Source organism: Pseudoalteromonas sp. OOF1S-7, assembly GCF_022347765.1.
Classification (GTDB): domain Bacteria; phylum Pseudomonadota; class Gammaproteobacteria; order Enterobacterales; family Alteromonadaceae; genus Pseudoalteromonas.
The window spans coordinates 28451-46775 of record NZ_JAKRFZ010000021.1 but is presented as its reverse complement, the minus strand read 5'-3'; the positions used below and the strand labels follow the sequence as shown (position 1 = coordinate 46775).

14 protein-coding genes are annotated in these 18325 nt (G+C 50.3%); 11 read left to right on the top strand and 3 right to left on the bottom strand.

Features of this window, described 5'->3' with window-relative positions; genetic code table 11:
* Positions 1-30: 30 nt before the first annotated feature.
* The 3 genes from MHN33_RS21200 to MHN33_RS21190 all read left to right on the top strand — a co-directional run bounded on the left by MHN33_RS21200 (position 31) and on the right by MHN33_RS21190 (position 2932).
* Positions 31-723 (top strand): pseudouridine synthase, encoded by a 693-nt coding sequence (locus MHN33_RS21200; protein ID WP_239401141.1) that lies wholly within the window; start codon positions 31-33, stop codon positions 721-723.
* 195 nt (positions 724-918) lie between these two features.
* A complete protein-coding gene (locus MHN33_RS21195; RefSeq protein WP_239401139.1) occupies positions 919-1791 on the top strand; it encodes a multidrug transporter in 873 nt (290 codons plus the stop codon).
* A 79-nt stretch (positions 1792-1870) separates the two neighbouring features.
* The gene (locus MHN33_RS21190) at positions 1871-2932 is read left to right on the top strand and encodes a GGDEF domain-containing protein (protein WP_239401137.1); all 1062 of its coding nucleotides are present in this window, start codon (positions 1871-1873) and stop codon (positions 2930-2932) included.
* Here MHN33_RS21190 and MHN33_RS21185 read toward each other — a convergent pair.
* Complete coding sequence (locus MHN33_RS21185) at positions 2929-5220, bottom strand: penicillin acylase family protein (RefSeq protein ID WP_239401135.1); 2292 nt, start codon at positions 5218-5220, stop codon at positions 2929-2931. The genes MHN33_RS21190 and MHN33_RS21185 overlap by 4 nt on opposite strands.
* Positions 5221-5494: 274 nt before the next feature.
* On the opposite strand from MHN33_RS21185, the gene MHN33_RS21180 reads away from it, so the two are divergent.
* The 6 genes from MHN33_RS21180 (at position 5495) to folX (ending at position 12283) form a co-directional block, all read left to right on the top strand.
* On the top strand, positions 5495-8809 hold the full coding sequence (locus tag MHN33_RS21180) for an ATP-binding protein (RefSeq protein ID WP_239401133.1): 3315 nt from the start codon (positions 5495-5497) through the stop codon (positions 8807-8809).
* A 131-nt stretch (positions 8810-8940) separates the two neighbouring features.
* On the top strand, positions 8941-9558 hold the full coding sequence (locus MHN33_RS21175) for a YceH family protein (protein ID WP_239401131.1): 618 nt from the start codon (positions 8941-8943) through the stop codon (positions 9556-9558).
* Between the two features lie 114 nt (positions 9559-9672).
* Positions 9673-10509, top strand: a complete 837-nt coding sequence (gene nadE / locus MHN33_RS21170; protein ID WP_239401129.1) for an ammonia-dependent NAD(+) synthetase — start codon at positions 9673-9675, stop codon at positions 10507-10509.
* A 101-nt stretch (positions 10510-10610) separates the two neighbouring features.
* Complete coding sequence (folM, locus tag MHN33_RS21165) at positions 10611-11318, top strand: dihydromonapterin reductase (RefSeq protein WP_239401127.1); 708 nt, start codon at positions 10611-10613, stop codon at positions 11316-11318.
* Positions 11319-11353: 35 nt separating this feature from the next.
* The gene (folE, locus tag MHN33_RS21160; protein WP_239401125.1) at positions 11354-11908 is read left to right on the top strand and encodes a GTP cyclohydrolase I FolE; all 555 of its coding nucleotides are present in this window, start codon (positions 11354-11356) and stop codon (positions 11906-11908) included.
* A gap of 9 nt (positions 11909-11917) precedes the next feature.
* Complete coding sequence (folX, locus tag MHN33_RS21155) at positions 11918-12283, top strand: dihydroneopterin triphosphate 2'-epimerase (protein WP_239401123.1); 366 nt, start codon at positions 11918-11920, stop codon at positions 12281-12283.
* Between the two features lie 18 nt (positions 12284-12301).
* Here folX and MHN33_RS21150 read toward each other — a convergent pair whose 3' ends face one another.
* Positions 12302-12727: a YqaA family protein gene (locus tag MHN33_RS21150; protein WP_239401121.1), complete on the bottom strand. Its 426-nt coding sequence runs from the start codon at positions 12725-12727 to the stop codon at positions 12302-12304.
* A gap of 138 nt (positions 12728-12865) precedes the next feature.
* Here MHN33_RS21150 and MHN33_RS21145 point away from each other — a divergent pair, with 138 nt between their 5' ends.
* Together MHN33_RS21145 and MHN33_RS21140 are read left to right on the top strand one after the other, a co-directional pair.
* On the top strand, positions 12866-13372 hold the full coding sequence (locus tag MHN33_RS21145) for a TlpA disulfide reductase family protein (protein ID WP_239401119.1): 507 nt from the start codon (positions 12866-12868) through the stop codon (positions 13370-13372).
* The gene (locus tag MHN33_RS21140) at positions 13369-13833 is read left to right on the top strand and encodes a DUF2721 domain-containing protein (protein ID WP_239401117.1); all 465 of its coding nucleotides are present in this window, start codon (positions 13369-13371) and stop codon (positions 13831-13833) included. The genes MHN33_RS21145 and MHN33_RS21140 overlap by 4 nt, the downstream gene beginning before the upstream one ends.
* A 233-nt stretch (positions 13834-14066) precedes the next feature.
* Here the strand turns inward: MHN33_RS21140 and MHN33_RS21135 are convergent, their stop codons facing one another.
* On the bottom strand, positions 14067-18137 hold the full coding sequence (locus MHN33_RS21135) for a S8 family serine peptidase (RefSeq protein WP_239401115.1): 4071 nt from the start codon (positions 18135-18137) through the stop codon (positions 14067-14069).
* Positions 18138-18325: the final 188 nt, after the last annotated feature.

The following is an 18325-nucleotide window of genomic DNA, read 5'->3' as shown; positions in this document are numbered from 1 at the left end:
TGCTCCCGGGTTATCTCTTTTATGCAACCAATGCGCCTAGCCAAATACCTGAGTCACTGTGGTGTCTGTTCCCGCCGTCAGGCCTCACGGCTGATCGAAGCCGCAGAGGTGACTGTGAATGGTCACCCGGCTAACCACATTGATCATGTCACCGACACCGATGACATTGTTGTCAGTGGAAGGCCGGTATCTGGCCTGGCCCCAAAAAAACTCTATGCGTACCATAAACCGGTCGGGATAGACTGTAAATTGCGCCTGAACGACGCAGACAGCCTGATCCATTATCTCCCCCCAGGAGAGCGTGTTTATCCCATTGGCCGCCTGGATAAAGACAGTCGCGGGTTGTTGCTACTCACCAACGACGGAGAACTCTGCAACCGGCTTATCCACCCTGACCATCATCAGGAAAAAGAGTACCGGGTTATCCTAGACCGCCCGTTTGATGCGCAATTTTGTGCCCAAATGCGTTCCGGGATACCTGTAGATGGCGTCACAACCCAACCCTGCCGGGTCGAGCCTGTTGCAGCAGACACCTTTACTATCATCCTCAAACAGGGGCTGAATCGGCAGATCCGTAAAATGGCGCGTTATTGTGGTTATCGGGTGGTAGATTTATATCGGGTGCGAATAGCCAATCTGTACCTCGACCCACAGCTACTGCCACCCGGGCACTATCAAGCCATTGCATTGACGCAGCTTGCGCTGCTGGATAAGGAAAAATAATACCGCCCGACCGATTGTCTGGGCGGTAAGAAGTAGCATCACAAAGCAGTATAACGCGCAGCGAGTAGCGATACACTGCGGCAAATTGTCGCACCACCATTTTCCATTATGATACTGAATATTTTTCAAGGCACTGGTAATTCATTGTCAGCGCGGGTAGTTTCAGTGTTCCGAAATTACTAAAAGTCATCGCGCATGGAATGGATTGCTTTCACCTGTCTGGCCGCATTTAGCCAGGCCTGGCGTAACGCCCTGCAAAGTCGTTTGAGTCAGCATGCCAGTGTGGCCAGCGTCACGCTGGCCCGTTTTTTGTTGGCGACGCCCCTGGCCGCCCTGTATCTGCTGGGTCTGTATCACTGGCAAACAGCCCCCACACTGACCCTTAATCTGACTTTATTGGCTTATATTGGCGGCGCGAGCGTAATGCAAATCATCGCCACCGGATTAATGGTGGTCCTGTTTAAACGCAACAATTATGCTGTAGGCGTGGGCCTGGCAAAAAGTGAAGCCTTATTGGCGGCTATTCTGGGCATGCTGTTTTTTGGCTCTCACCTGAGCGCGCTGGGCTGGCTGGGCGTCCTGCTGGGTGGGGTTGCCGTACTGCTGCTCAGCGGCGTGACCCTGCGTCACTTTCAATTATCGACCGCCCTGCTCGGGTTGGCCTGTGGTGGGGCTTTCGCACTCACCTCATTGTGGGTAAGAGAAGCCAGCATTGCCACTCAATTGCCTTTCCCACATAGTGCAGCTTGGGTGTTGCTATTGGTGTTGTCCTGTCAAACTGTGCTGCTGGCCGGTTACCTGAGCTATGCCGAGACCGATTCCTGGCGTCAGCTGTGGCAACATCGCGGACTCACCTCAGCCATCAGTACCACCAGCTGCATTGGGTCGATTGGCTGGTTTAGTGCCATGAGTTTGCAACACGTTGCCTATGTTAAGACCCTGGGTCAGATTGAAGTCTTTTTTACACTGGCCATCTCATTGTGGTGGCTGAAAACCCCCGTTGCCCGGCGTGATACGCTGGGGCTGGGACTGATAGCAGTGGCCGCAATACTGGTCATGACGGGCTAGGTGACTGGCCAGTCGTAAATTTTCAGGGAAAAAATACCGACGCTTTCTATACTGAAGATATCGCAACAATGATAACTGAGTGCCTTACGTGCCGATTGCGCAACACATTTATAGTCAGCCGGATGAAGTTGAACTGGTCAAAGTAAAACTGTTTAAGCAAGTCGCTTACTATTGCCTGTGCTTACACTTACTGTTTATTTTTGCCTTCTGGTACAGCCAGGTTTATATCCTGTCCATTGCCAATATCGCCAGCGTTACAGCCTGGGCAATGGGGATTTATTTGCTGAACCTGGGCCACAGCCATTTGGCACTCAGGGTCTTTTGTGTCGAAGTAACCGCCCACTCGGTACTAGTGTGCGCCACCCTTGGCATGGACTACGGCTTCCAGTATTACCTCTGGACCATAGCCTGCTTGCTACTGCTGGATATGAAACTAAAGTTACGACTGGCGATAGCCATGTCGTTGAGCCTGATCGTGTTATTTGCCGCCCTGTTTGAGCTGTTTAGCGACGTACATACCGCATTTGTGTTTCATGATTACGCCCGGCCTATTCATTTTATCAATGTGTTTATCTGTGGCCTGCCGATGATTTACGTCATTGGCCACGTGCGTGAAAGTACCTTCATTCAGCGTCATCAGCTGGCGACGCTGGCTGCCAGGGATCCGCTCACTAATTTGTTTAATCGCCGCTACGCCAAGGAGCTGATCCTCAGGGCACACAGCAGTTGCGCGCACAATGGTCAGAACCTGTGCGTGGCCATGGCCGATCTGGACCATTTCAAACACATCAATGATCAGCTGGGTCATGATATGGGAGACGAGGTGCTGCAAACCGTGTCTGATATCTTACGTGAGCATGTCACTGATCAGGATATTGCCGTGCGCTGGGGTGGAGAAGAGTTTTTGCTGGTGCTGGTTGACTGTTCATTAGAAGAAGCGGTTTTGCGCCTTGAAACACTGAGACAAACCCTGGAAAAGCAGCGTTATAATGGCAATGAACTGACTGCAACCATGAGTTTTGGTGTGGCCTTATGGCACACTGCGCTACCCTTTTCAGTCGCCTTGCAACTGGCCGATGATGCGCTCTATAGCAGTAAAGCGCAGGGCCGCAACCGTATCACAGCGGCCCAGTCTGGTTAGTTCATGGGTGTAAAAGTAATGCGATGACTAATTTGACCCGGTAACAAAGGCACTGCCTTGCCTTGCGCGTAGCCACTGAAACCAGCCCGGTAAAATGGCGACAGTGGATGACCGCTTTGTCCACCCGCAATACTCATAATGGCGTTATCCAGGTGCCCTGGCTGAGCAATAAAACGCTGAGATGCGCCAAATGCCGGCTTTTGTACTGCGGGCATATAACTGTCACCAAATCCCGCAACCACCGGCATGTCGAGCAAGCCACTGAGCAGCGGCATCTGCCGGCTAAACGGATGCTTCACCTCAAGCTGGTTAACCCGCCCCCATTGCCACGCCGCCATATCCCGACCCTGAGTCTCACTTAGTTGCACCTTCGCGGCTTCATAGGCCGCCAGTAACAGGGCATCCCAATCAGGATAATGCTGTTGCCAGTGCGCAGGTTGCTCACGCAACAGTTGCCACGCAGCTGGCTCAAGATAGCGTTTTAACGGTGACAAGCTACCCTCTGCTTGCTGCAGGGTCTTTTCTACCGGTGCAAATAACAGATCCAGGGTATGATCACGAAAACGCCTGACCAGCGTATAGCCAACCGAACCCGGGCAGGCACACGCCTGCCAGTCAGCCAGATATTGTCGATCACGCCCATAGCGGTCGCCGTTGTTTGCCAGCAACTCGCTGAGCAACTGGTGCCAGGGCATCATAAAACGTGCTTCATTATCGAGCTGTAAACGCATAAAGTCTGCTTCATCGAACTGGCTCTGCGCCATCAGACGGTCCCGGATCTGTACGGCACGCGCACCCAGCGCATAGCCGCCATCACCGAAGCGCTGATGCTGCTGTGCGGATACCACCCGGGAGTTGGCAGTCCAGAGTCTGCCATGAGCAGGATTTTTAACGACCGGACGCTGCGTTTCATTATGCTGCCAGTCAGCACTGTAACTCTGACTGCCGGCCGCCAGATCACTCGGCACCGAGCGGCCCGGCACAGCGCCCGTTGGGCGCCATGCGGCGTTACCCCTGGCATCCACCACCACCATGTTTTGTACCGGGATCGCAATCAGTGCAGCCCGCTCCAGTGCACTATCGACAGAGTCAGCCTGCTCCAGAGCCAGTAACCCCAGATTGACAGCATAGCCCTGATGCGCCACCCAGCTCAGCGCATAGGACTGACCCTGGATCTGTTTAACAGGTCCATAGTCACTCATTGTCAGCGTAAACGCTTCACTATTACCATCCGGCAACATCAGCTGCTCAGTCACCTGCCAGGTATTGTCGTTCTGCGGGTCAAGCTTGATCCAGTCCGCAGTATCCAGATAACCATTAGTGAAGCCCCAGGCAATATGATTGTTACTGCCCACCACCACAGCCGGTGCTCCCGGTAAAGTAACGCCCGTCACCTGAACGGACGTGCCCGTATCAGTGTCATAGTTTAGTTGCGCACGATACCAGATAGCCGGTGCATTTAACCCGAGATGCATATCGTCTGAAAGCATAGCTGAACCAGTTTTGGTATGCTGTCCGGTTACTGCCCAGTTATTACTACCATATAGTGAAAGCTCTTTAATATGAAAAACATCTTCAATATGCGCAATGTCACCTAAATTTGGTATTTTAACTGTTTTTTTGACGACTTCAGAATTATCAAGTGACGCCTGATAGTTGCTAGGCTGCATGATAAAATCTACAACTTCCTTTCCAAGTAGCGATTCAACCAAAATCAGTGACTCATCCCTTTTTATCGTGCTTTCTTGCAAATCCAGATACATACTGAAAATCACTAACAGGCTGTCTTCTGGTTGCCAGGGCCTAACCTCTGCACCAAGCAGGAGATATTCAAAACTCTTCACCCCGCTTTGCGCCTGCCCTTCATTCACCCCCTGAGTGTAACGCGCCAGCAAGACTTGCTCAGATTCCGACAGCTGCTGAAAAATGGTCTGACTCAGGGCCCGAAAACGATGAAACCTAAGGCGTTTATCCAGTCCAATGGCCGCTTTACCAAATAACTCGCTTAGCTCCCCAGCTGCATTACGACGCAGCAGATCCATCTGAAAGAAGCGATCCTGGCCGTGCGCAAAGCCCAGTGCGTAAGCAGCATCATGACGGTTCTGAGCCGTAATCACAGCCTGCCCGAGCGCATCTCGCTCTAACGACACTGGTGCATTCAATCCCGTCGACTGCCCCTGTCCGTCGAGTGCCGGCAAACTCAGTGATAACATACCATACACGGCCGCACTGGCAGCCAGTGCAAGTAACACCAGCCCCGCCACCCCACGTTTAAGCCAAGTCAGCATACTTTTCCCTCATTTGATTGATTAATGACCTTTGCCAGCTTAGCGGTTATTACGCTGTATTGCATTACATCTCAGTGAATCTAAATCGGCCACAGCACTGTCTTACGGATAAACTAAGCGTGACCTGGCCAGTACTATGAGGCGAACTGCACGCACCGACACACCGGCCATTAATGACGGCGGGATTTTTCCGCTTTAAATGTATCTGTGCCTTGGCGAGTTTTCATACAGACAACTATAGTTAAATGATTCAAGGATACTTTTTCATGTTTACATGCAGACCATACACGTGCTGTCGTCAAGGAAAGCCTTTTTAACCCGCTTCATGGTGGGCGCACTGTTATTGGTGATCCTGGTCGCAGGCTGGTATATAGACGATGTTAACGAGCGCCGCTTGATCGAGGTTGAAAAAAACCGTACGTTTGAAGAGCTCAATGTCTATCGTACTCAGCTTGAAGGCACGCTGGCATCTAATATTCAGCTAGTGCGCGGGCTGGCCATTGCGTTGGCACCACAGCCAAATCTCAATCAAGCGCAGTTTGAGCGCTTTGCCGCCCCGCTATTTGAGACCAGTCAGGTGCTGCGCAATGTCGGTGCTGCGCCGGATATGGTGCTGCAGATGGTTTACCCGCTCGAAGGCAATGAAAAAGCCATCGGGCTCAATTACCTCACTCACCCGCAGCAAAAAAAAGATGCCATCAGGGCAAGAGACTCCCGTACCATAATACTGGCCGGCCCACTGGAACTAGTTCAGGGCGGCGTGGCTTTGATCGCACGTGTCCCTGTGTATGTCGATAAAGACCGGTTTTGGGGCCTGTTATCGGTTGTCATTGATATGCCAAAATTGTACGAACAAGTGTCACTGAATAAGCTGGAAGGGGATTATCTGATTGCCATTCAGGGCAGAAATGGCTTGGGTGACAGTGGTGAGTATTTCTATGGCTCACCCACCATACAGGAGCACAATCCGCTGGCTTTTACCATTCAAGTGCCATCGGGCAGCTGGGTGATGTATGCCGCCCCTCGTTACGGATGGAAAGCGTCTTCCGCAGCATTGTGGCCATTCCGGCTTGCACTGTTAACCATAGTACTGTTCTTTTTGTTTGCGTTCTCGTTTTATACCCGGCTGCTCTCTGAGCTTAAAAGCAAAACCAGCGCGCTGACCAATATGGGGTCGCTGGCCAAAGTCGGTGCGTGGTCGGTCGACCTGGCTACGCACCAAATCACTTTATCGGAGGTCACCCGTCAGATTTTTGCGGTGCCACACGACTATCAACCCACCTGGATGAGCAGCACTGAGTTTTTCAAAGAAGGCCAGCATCGCAAAAAGTTTCAGGATCATATGAACCAGGCGATCAAATACGGCAAGCCCTTTGAGGATGAGTTCGTCGTACTGCCGCACAAAGGTCAGGAATGCTGGGTCCTCATCAAAGCCCAGGCAAAGCAGCAGAATGGCTGGACCTTACAAGTGTTTGGCTCAGTGCAAAATATAAACGATCGAAAACTGATGGCCATTGAGCACGAAAAGGTGGCCAGAAATAACGAACTGCTGGCCCAGTTGAGTACCCATGAAGCCATTCTTAACAATCACACTGAACGCGCTCAGGAGCTGTGTACCGATGCGGTTTGCCAGGCTGCACGCGCATCTCGTGCCAGTATCTGGCTACTCAGCGAAGATCATGCACTGCTCTACCCCACTTGTTTCAGTAATACCCGACGAGATAGCCTGCAGCACTTCCCTCCCTGGCGTAAGGCCACGTTACCTGGGCTGTTCTCAGCGGTTCTCAGTAAACAAGTTATTGAGGCCAGTATGGCCACCAAGCATCCCATCACCCGGCCACTGGCCGATCAGTATCTCGACCCTTTCGAGGTAGAAGCCATGCTGATTATGCCGATCCTTCATCGCGGTGCCGTGTGCGGTATCCTCTGCACAGAATATGGCGACCCATACCCGGACTGGACCGACAGTGACAGACGTTTTATTCAGGCCATTGCCGCCATGCTGGCGAGTTTATTCAGCGGCCAGCAACAACAGCAGGCAAAGCGCAAAGCCATTATTGAGAAAGAGCTGGCAGAACAGTCAGCCAAGATCAAGGCTGATTTTCTGGCCAGTATGAGCCATGAGATCCGCACACCGATGAATGGCATCATAGGCATGCTTGAGATCCTGGGCAATTCACAGCTGACAGACACTCAGCAGCGCAACCTGGCGCTTGCACAAAGCTCAGCGGAATCACTGCTGACAATTATTAACGACATATTGGACTTCTCGAAAATTGAGGCGGGTAAGCTCAACATTGAACAGATTGAGTGTGATCTTATCCAGATAATCAGCGACTGTTTTGCCGCCTTTGCCCCGCGCGCTAACGATCAGCAAACTGAGTTGTTTATTGATAGTCGAAATATGCAGTATCAGCATGCCAAAACCGACCCTCACCGGCTCAAGCAAATTCTCAATAACCTGATCAGCAATGCCGTAAAGTTCACTGAAAACGGGAAGGTCACTCTGACCTGCTATACAGAACGCACCAGCGAGCAATCACGCCTTTGGTGTAGTGTTGAAGACACAGGGATCGGGATCAGTAAGCAGCAGCTGAGTAAAATCTTTGATTCCTTCACTCAGGCCGACCCTTCAACCACGCGTAAATTTGGTGGTACCGGGCTGGGCCTGACGATTGCACGACAGCTGTGCGAGTTAATGGGTGGCGCACTCAACGCTTACAGCAAACCCAGTTTAGGCAGTACCTTTACTTTTTACATTGAACTCAATGACCCACAACCGATCCGGGCACTCGATACCAATAATGACAGCCTGTACGTGATCGATGCCCATTCTCCATCCGATCTGGCAGCACGGCATATGCTGGATGCCTGGCACATACCTACCGAGCATTTTGAAAGCGTAGCACACATGCTTGAGGCGTATGATGCCAACACACTACAAAGACCCGCTTTAATCATTGCCACAGAGGTACTCACCAGTACCCCGGAATCTGACATAAACAGCTTGCTGAAACACATCAAAACCAAGCAGCTCAGCTATGCTTTGTTGTGCCATAACATGGCTCAAACACAAGCCTGGCCTCAGTTTTCCTCCAACAATGTATTACTCGCCCCTCTGACACCCGCCAACGCGTTGTCATTGGTTAAGCGCAAAGAGCCCCTGGCAGCCAAAACTGTCGAAGAGGTCTGCCTGGATGTGGATATCCTGCTGGTCGAAGACAACAAGATAAACCAAACGGTGGCCACTACCCTGCTTGAGAAGTTGGGTGCCCATGTGACCTGCGCGCACAATGGCCTTGCCGCCATAGGGCACCTCAAAGTACGTGACGAGCCCTATGCGATTATCCTGATGGATTGTCAAATGCCCGAGATGGATGGCTACACAGCAACAAGAGAAATCCGCGCCGGTATAGCTGGCGAACAACATCAACAAACCCCTATCATTGCCCTGACGGCCAATGCGATGGAAGGCGATGAAGAAAAGTGCCTGGCTGCCGGTATGGATGCCTATCTGAGTAAACCGATTAACTTTGCAGCGTTGAGTAAAATGCTGCAGCGGTGGGTGGATGAAGCCAAAACCTGCTAAACCACAATTTGAAATTGTCTGCTATTCACCTGAGGCCACTATGCAAGGTCTTGCAAATCGCATAGAGTAAAGTCATGAAAATCAACTTGATCTGCTGCAAAGTACAACAGCACATCATTTAGGGAATAGATATGAACTTATCCAAAATAGAACAGCGGATCATTGGCTGTCTGCTGGAAAAGCAAACCACGACCCCTGATCAGTATCCACTCTCACTCAACGCGCTAACCAATGCCTGCAATCAAAAATCTAACCGGGATCCGGTAATGGCACTGTCTGAATCGGACGTACTGGACGTACTGACACAACTTGAGCAAAAGCGTATTGTGGTCTGCGAAGAGGGCCTATCCGGACGTGTAAGTAAGTACCAACATCGATTCTGTAACAGTGAATTTGGCAGCCTGCAACTCACAGAGCAACAACGTGCACTTGTCTGCCTGCTCCTGCTGCGCGGGCCACAAACACCGGGCGAGCTGCGCACCCGCAGCAGTAGACTGGCGGATTTTGCCACAGTTGGGGACGTGGAAACTGCGCTCAGTGAACTAATTCAGCAAGAACTTGCCATGCGCCTGCCCAGAGAGCCGGGCAAACGCGAGGCACGCTATCAGCACCTGTTCGGCGATTTTGAGGTCAGCGAGCAAGTCAGTGCACACTCCGATGAACCGGCGGTAAACCTGGATGAACTTCTACAGGAAATCGATCAGCTTAAGCAAGAGCTGCAAACCATCAAGCGGCACTTGGGCTTGTGAAGAGCAGATCACGACAAGAAACAGATCTAATCTGTCGTGATTTCAAGTAAACTTAGAGCAATTAGTCATAATTGGACCAGCCGGATCAAGTAAGGGTGGTCAGAGGGAGTCCCCATGCGTGAAGCTATCATTGCTGAAATGAAAGTTCAGCCAACCATTGATGTCGCGGCGGAAGTTGCCCGACGCGTTCAGTTTATTAAACAAACGCTGATCTCAGCCCATTGCTATAGCCTGGTGCTGGGGATCAGTGGCGGTGTTGACTCTTCAACTTGTGGCCGCTTATGCCAGCTGGCTATTGACGAACTGAATGCCGAGCGAGGTCAACAGGCTTATCAGTTTATTGCCATGCGCTTGCCATACGGCACCCAGGCTGACGAAGATGAGGCGCAGCAGGCACTGGAGTTCATTCAACCCAGCAAACGCTTAACCGTCAATATCAAAGCGGCAGCCGATGCCCTGCATGAGCAGGCACTTCAGGCGATGCAGATCAGTGACACTCCTGTACCAGGAGCTACTCTAGTCGATTTTGTTAAAGGTAATGTGAAAGCCAGGCAGCGTATGGTTGCGCAGTATGAAATCGCAAGCCTGACGCGAGGTCTGGTGGTTGGCACCGACCATAGTGCTGAAAACATTACTGGTTTCTACACCAAGTTTGGTGACGGTGCCTGTGATTTAGCGCCATTATTTGGCCTGTCTAAACGCCAGGTGCGCGCACTAGCCGACTATCTGGGAGCACCACAGTCACTGGTACATAAAACCCCAACCGCAGACTTAGAGTGTGACCGCCCCGGTCTTGCCGATGAAGAAGCACTGGGCCTGAGCTATGATGACATTGATGACTTTCTGGAAGGCAAACCACTTAGTCCAAATGCCGAGCAACTGCTGATTGAGATTTATCAGAAGACACAGCATAAGCGTCAGCCTATTCCCACCATTTACGATAACGATTAACAGCCGGACATAATCACCAGTGATCTGGCCTGTGCTGTACCACGTACAAGGCCAGACGCACAAAAGCGCACCATTAACTCTGCCAAGAAGGATACATGACAATGACAGCGCCCATTTTGATCACCGGAGCCGCACAGCGTATTGGACTGGCGATAGTTCAGCACTTTGTTGCTGAAGACATTCCGGTGATCATGACTTACCGTACTAAACATCCAGTCATCGAGACCCTGGTTGAGCAAGGCGTGACGTGTATTCAGACTGACTTTAATCAAGCGGGAGCCATTGACGCCTTGATAGCCCGCACTACGCAGCACACAGACACGCTAAGCGCCGTGATTCACAATGCATCCAGCTGGGATTGTGAAGCGCGTAACCCGGATCACAATGCATTATTCGATGCCATGATGCACATTCATGCCAAAGTGCCGTACCTGCTGAATATGGGCCTGGCACCTTTGCTACAAAACTATGATGGCACGGCCGACATCATTCATATTACAGATTATGTGGTCGAAAAAGGCAGCCCGAAGCATATTGCGTATGCAGCAAGCAAAGCTGCGCTGGATAACCTCAGTCGCTCCTTTGCAGCCAAATATGCACCCGATATCAAAGTCAATTCAATTGCCCCGTCCCTGATCATTTTTAATCAAGATGACAGTAATGAATATAAAGCGAAAACATTGAAAAAATCCATTATGGGTATTGAACCTGGCTGTCGCGAAGTGATCGACGCCATAGAGTTGCTGCGTAAAAGTAATTACATCACCGGCCGTACTTTGGCCGTCGACGGAGGCCGCCACCTGAAATAGCAGGCCAGAGCGAATCAACTACAGTGAGTTTTATTATGCATGAAGAATTAAAAAGCAGTTTTCAACAGATCATCACCGCCGTTGGCGAGGACAAAGACCGAGAAGGGCTGCTTGATACCCCAAAACGTGCTGCCAAAGCCATGGAATACCTGACTCAGGGTTATCGTCAGGAACTGAGTGATGTCACTAACAATGCCGTATTTAGCTCTGACGCCGATGACATGGTACTGATCCAGGACATTGAACTTTACTCTATGTGCGAACACCATTTGTTGCCCTTTGTCGGTCGTGCGCACATCGCTTACATTCCCAATGGCAAGGTGTTAGGCTTATCTAAGTTTGCACGTATTGTCGATATGTACGCACGCCGATTCCAGATCCAGGAGCAGCTGACACATCAGATAGCCCAGGCCGTAGAAGATGTGACCGGCGCCCGCGGTGTGGGTGTAGTCATTGAAGCGAAACACATGTGTATGATGATGCGTGGTGTTGAGAAACAAAACTCACAGATGCGTACTTCAGTCATGCTAGGTAACTTCCGTGAAGATGCCAAAACACGTAATGAATTCTTACAACTACTAAAACGCTAAGGACCGCTTATGCACACGGCGATCATCAATATTACTAACCTGAGGTTACGTACTTTCATCGGGTTCAATCAGGAAGAGAGAGAGAAAAAACAGGACGTAGTGATCAACATCGAGATCCACTACCCGGCTGATGCGGAGTGCCTGTTCCACGATGAAGTCGGCCATGCACTGAACTACAAAACCATCACCAAAGCAGTGATCGCCAAGGTCGAAGACGGCCACTTCCTGTTGTTAGAAAAACTGGTCGCCGATATTCTGGCAGAGTGCCATCAGCACCCGGACGTCAGCTATGCAAAGGTGAAAGTTGATAAGCCGCATGCGCTGCGTTTTGCCGATTCGGTCTCTCTCACACTCGAATGGCGCAAGCCCGTCTGAGCGCAATCTGGCAGTCACTCACATCAATCCGGCTGCCAGCCCAATCACCACGGCATAACGTAAGCCTTTGCCAGCAGACACCAGCAACAAAAAGAGACTGAACCGGGTGCGGAATACACCTGCCACCAGAGTAAGCGGATCGCCCACGACGGGCAGCCAGGCAAACAACAGACTATATACTCCATACTTCTGAAATTGACGTTGTGCCTTGTTCATTGCCTGTCTGGAGACAGGAAACCAGCTTTTGTCTTCAACTCGGCTAACCATAGTGCCAAGGTAATAATTCATCACACTGCCAAGCACATTACCGGCCGTGGCACTGAGCCATAAAACCAGTAGCTCCCCCTGTTGTTTCATCACCAATCCACTTAGCAATAACTCCGAAGAAGCGGGCAATAAAGTTGCGGAGAGCAACGCCGACAAGAATAAAGAAACATACAACATGGCTAGAGCACTCTGGGGTGAAATCTGTTGGATCCTGTGATGAGTCTGTTTCAGTGTATCCGCAGTTACACCGCTGAAACTTGCGCTCACGAGAAAAATACGCATTAATGAGGGTATTGTAACGCAAGGACCACAATAATGATAAAACGTCTCGCCATTGTCGCTCTGACTGCCACGTTAGGCAGCCAGCTTAGTGCCTGTAACGCCACACCGCTACCCGCTTCTCATGAAAAAGGCTACGAAACATACGTCAACCCGGGCGACTCCTTCAAGCACACTCAACTAACCAATATAGATGGTCAGTCAATCATGCTAGCCCGGGGCAACAAACTGATTATTCTGTTTGCGACCTGGTGCTCCGACTCTCAACGTACCCTGAATGAGCTGAAAGCGTCTGCGCTGCTGGCCGATCCCGGGATACAAATCATTGCCATAGGGCGTGAAGAAGATGCCGAAACACTCAAAGCATTCCGCGACTCATTTGGTATCGACTTTCAGCTGGTAGCCGACCCTGACAGAGCCATTTATCGGCAGTATGCCAACAAAGGGATCCCGCGCCTGATTATGCTGGATGAGCATAACCGCGTCGTGAATACATTGATTGGTGAACAGCCGGGTATCATTAAGCAGGTACGCTGGCAATGAGTAATGATGTTGTCAGCATACTCACGATGGCCAAGGTGATCCAAACAGCTGTCGCCCCAGTTTTTTTGATCACCGGTATTGCAGCCACATTAGGTGTTTTGTCGAATCGTCTGGCACGGATCACCGACCGAGCCAGATTGCTGGATCGCAAGTTGAACAACAGTCAGGATGAAGAACTAAAAGATCATCTTACTCGCGAAATGCGTGCCTTGCTTAAACGTTCGCGTTACATTCATATTGCTTTCAGTATGAGCGTACTGTCTGCACTCTTAGTGTGCGCTGTGGTCATGGTGCTGTTTGTTTCCCACCTTTATGCCTTGTCACTGGGTGTCACTCTGTCGAGCTGTTTTATTGCCGCTATGTTGTTATTGATATGCGCATTTTTGGCGTTACTTGCAGAAGTTTTTCTGGCCACACGCAGTATGCGCCGTGGCATGATTTTTAAGGATATCGGGGAATAACCCACACTGTCCCCTGCATGTCGTCATCTGTAAGACAAGATTTTCTGTCAATGCTCGGGTTGTGAAAGCAACCTGAGTTCATTTTCCTCACATACAACCACGACTACCTACAAACACGCACTCTGCGCCCCCCAGGGTGAACATACCTATCATTTTTGTCCTCAGCGTTAGCCAAAAAAAACCGCTCCGGGCTAACCCGGAGCGGTTTTTTCAACTAAAGCTTATTTAGTTGCTTATTTACGCTTACGGCGACGTAGTGCTGCAAACGGTGCTGCTAATAACGTCAACCAAGCCAGTGAACCTGAATCGTCGTCGTCATTGTCATCACCACCGGTCAGGTCGTTCACCCGCACCTCAACCATTACAGGCTCAGACGATTTACCCATCTCGTCTACCGCGACAACATTGAACTTGATTACACGCTCATACTCAAAGTCAATGTCGCCAGCCACAGTGATCGTACCTTCGGCATCGATAGCTACCAGGTTAGTGCCTGTCACAGCGAACTGCGTCACGTCCCCATCAGCATCAGAGAATGCAAGCTTACCAATCTCGGTACCGATTGCCGCATTCTCATTCACCGAGAAGCGCTGATTCATCTCAATCACCGGCGTACCTTCGTGCTCGTCTTCCAGCACATCGAAGATGACTTCAACGGCTTCTGAGCTGTTGCCCGCTTTGTCTTTCGCAGTCACCATGATCTTAATCATGTCGCTTGCATCATAATCAACAGGGCCGATGACCGTGATGTTACCTTCTGCATCGATTGCAAACGAAGAGCTGCCTTCAATGCTGAACGACTCAAGGTCACCATCCTGATCCATCACCATCAGCTTGCCAACTTCAGTACCGGCTTCTGCATTCTCCATCACCTCAAAGCGCTGCTCTGTAGCAATAACTGGTGTCTGCTCTTCAGTGGTATCCGCTTCGTTGGTGATCATGACTGTGATGTAGCCTTGCTCAGATACGTTACCCTGAACGTCAATCGCGACAACAACCAGCTCAACCTGATGTACACCCGCGTCGTAGTCCAGCAGGTCACCATTGGTTACAACGATGTCACCTTCTTTGGTCACTGAAATGCCTTCGTTAGACTGGAAGCGTACATAGAACTCAGAAACATCTAATGTGCCTTCTTGCTCTTCAAGTTCAACTTGACCTAACACTGTGCCTGTTTCTGTATGCTCTGGTGTTTCGTGCATTGCACTGATAATCATTGGTGGTGTTGCTGCACCCGGACCAGCTAGTACCTCTTCAGTCACAGCCGCCAATATTTCTGTACCGCTTGCGTCTGCAATTGCAAATGGTGCGTCTGTTCTGATATACGCTTTTTCACCTGGTGCCAGCTCTCTGATTTCGGTTCCTTCGGCATCTACCAGGGTTGCAGATGACGTTGCGAAGGTAACGTTGCCGCTGATAGCGTCAGTCACAGTGCTAATACCCAGCTGGTAGTCATCCCAGCCAACCAACGCTTCAACGTTCATCTCATTGCCCAGCTGATCCGCGGTCAAACCAATCAAGTCAGTACAGCCAGAGAAAGTCACAGTGCCTGACCCGGTTTCGTGGAACATTGGAGACAGGAATGCCCATGCTGGCGCGCCATCAACAATTTGACCAGACACGGTGCGGCCACGCCCAGGTACCGCGGCACTGCGGCCTACATCGTTGTAGATAGACAGTGCGTAGTCAAAAGTACCATCGTTGTTGGTATCAAAGTTCATCTGATAACCAGCCTGACGCAGGTGCTTAAGATCGTCACGTAACTTCATTGACGCTGTGAAGAACAAACCTGTGTCTGTACAGCCTTCAGCTTCGAAGACATTGAACGTCGCACCCAAAATATTGAACGCTTTGTCTTCTTTGCTTGCTTCTTCACCCACTGCGATCAGTTGATCTGTCAAAGGATTAAGTGTTCTGAAACCATTATTCATCACCACTGGCATTGGGTCGCCATTGATCATTTCGTAGCCCAGCTCTACACCTACGTGCGCTTTAGGCAGCATGTGGTAAACCATATGCAGATCGTGGTCGCCTTCAGTTTCAATGTCATCAAATACCAGAGCACCATCCATTTCTGATAAGGTCAACGCAGCTGTGCGCGGGCCCAGTTCATCAGCAGACAGTGGGTTCGTCATACCCCAAGCTGGTAGCTTAGCAGGGTCAACGGTTACTGATACATCAAACGCAATCGTCTGACCAGCAGGTACAGTTACTTCTGCAGGGAAATCCCAGCTCAGTGCACCGGCATCTTCGTCGTTTTTATAACGCGCTTCAGTACGCAGCTTGTAGGTTTTTGGTGCATCAGAGAAGTTCTTCAGTTCAACAGTTTTAGTGTAAGTTGTTACTTCTTCTAGTTGGTCAAAGCCAAACGACAGTGCACCTTGGTTTGTTTCGTACTCAGAGATCCAAGTCCATGCAGCAACCGGTGAAGCCATCGCTTTTTCAACATTGATCAGACCAGCACCGATACGGCTGATTGGCGCCAGAGGTGACTCTGGATCAACATTAAGTGAATCAACATGGATGTCCAGATTTGCTGTGTTCATCAGCATGGCTTTGATTTCAAACGCGTCCAGTTCAGGACGACCTTCTTTCATCAGTGCAACTGCACCAGCCACAATCGGGCTCGCCATGGATGTACCAGACATTCTGTGAAGCTGGTCGCCAGTAGCAGGCGCGGCCGCCAGAATATTTGAACCAGGCGCTGCAATTTCAGGTTTCAACAAACCGTCCATTGAAGGACCACGAGAAGAGAAGCCAGACACGCCGCCCGTCGTAGATTTCAGTACGCCGGATACGCTGTAAGTTGCTGCGCCATCACGTAGCTGATTTTTAAGTGCATCACCCGCCGCAAAATTAATGCCCACTGACGGGATTGTCACAGCAGCATCGCTACCACCCATAGGTGCAGGCGTACCATCGTCATTGTTGTTCGCAATCAGAACCAGTACCGCACCACGTTCCTGAGCGTTAAGCACTTTTTCTGTGAAAGCACAGGCACCACGGTCAATCAGAACCGCTTTACCAGTGAAGTCCATGCTCTCAAACGGGTTTGCACCGCCATCCAGGTCACAACCATTTTGGTTTTCGCTTGGATAAACCAGTTCAGCATCGTCCTGAGTAAAGGCAAACGCAACTTGTGGGCCAAAGCTCGCAGGCTGGATCACGGTTTCTGAACCCGCGATAGTCCCTTCACCGAACAAGCTCTCTAGTGTCGGGTGAGTCAGTGAAGCAACTGACATGGCATTTGGCGTTGTACTAGGACCACCAACACGGAATGGAATATCATCGTCATTACCGGCAGCAATGATCATATTGGTGCCCAGTTCAACGGCACGCTGAATGAGATATTGTGTGCCATCACCGGTGTAAGTGTTACCAAATTCACCACCCAGTGACATGTTCATCAGATCTACACGGTCGCTGATGTCGCCATCACCATTCGGATCCATCGCAGCTTCAAGTGCATTGATCTGCGCAGCCCAGGTACAACCGCCGCCACATACCGAGTAAACATACAGCTCAATATCAGGTGCGATGCCTGTTACATCGTGTGATACGTGCGTACCGTGGTCAGTCAGTTCCGTTGCATCTGAACGGAATCTTGGATCATCTTCAATCGGGTCAGCGTCATTACGCACATAGTCGTAACCACCTTTCACCTGACCCTGTGGCCAAGTAACGCTGGTTGGATCGGCAGCTTCTGCTTCATACGCTTCAATCGTACCAGCAGTTTCGTTGAATATTTTGTGTGTGTAATCAATACCAGTATCTAGTACTGCAACTTTGACGTCTTTACCGGTAACGTCCAGGTTTTGTTTTACGGCGTCAGCACCAATGTAGCCTGAGCTTTCTTCAACAAATAGTTGTGAGTCTCTTAGCGGTAGAATGCGCTCTACGGCAGCATTGTTGCGTAACTTATCAAGCGTGCTGTCAGATGCTTCAACGATCAGCGTAGAAGCCAGTACTTTGGTTGAGCCAAGCACTTTAGCACTGGCGTCAAGCTGTTGAATTTGTTGTCTTAGGTTAGACTGTGCAGCTTGTACGCTAGCATATGTGTGCTTAGCTGCTGCTTCGCTGTATATACCTTTAGAGACTAGGTCTACGGCCGTATTTTGTTTCATAACGACCAAATAGGCGTTTGTACGCGCTTCAGCGATGCTGCTTTGCTCTAAAGCAACCTTACTGACTTTTAATGATGTGCTTGGTTGAACTTGTGCGGTTGCAGCCGTTGCTGATGCTGCCATCAATGCACCGGAGACAGCTGTCGCTACCGCGGTGGCTTTAAATGAATACTTGGCCATAGTTTCCCCTAGGACTTGTTGTGTAAAAGATGTTTCTTTTAGTTTTAGAGAGTAGATTCGCCCATCAATATAGTGTGACTCCACTGTTAATTACAATATTAAACAAACAAAGAAGTTACAAACTTTTCAATCAAATCACAACAAAATGCGCAACTTCATGTTTATTAAGAAATTTAAAACTGTAAACG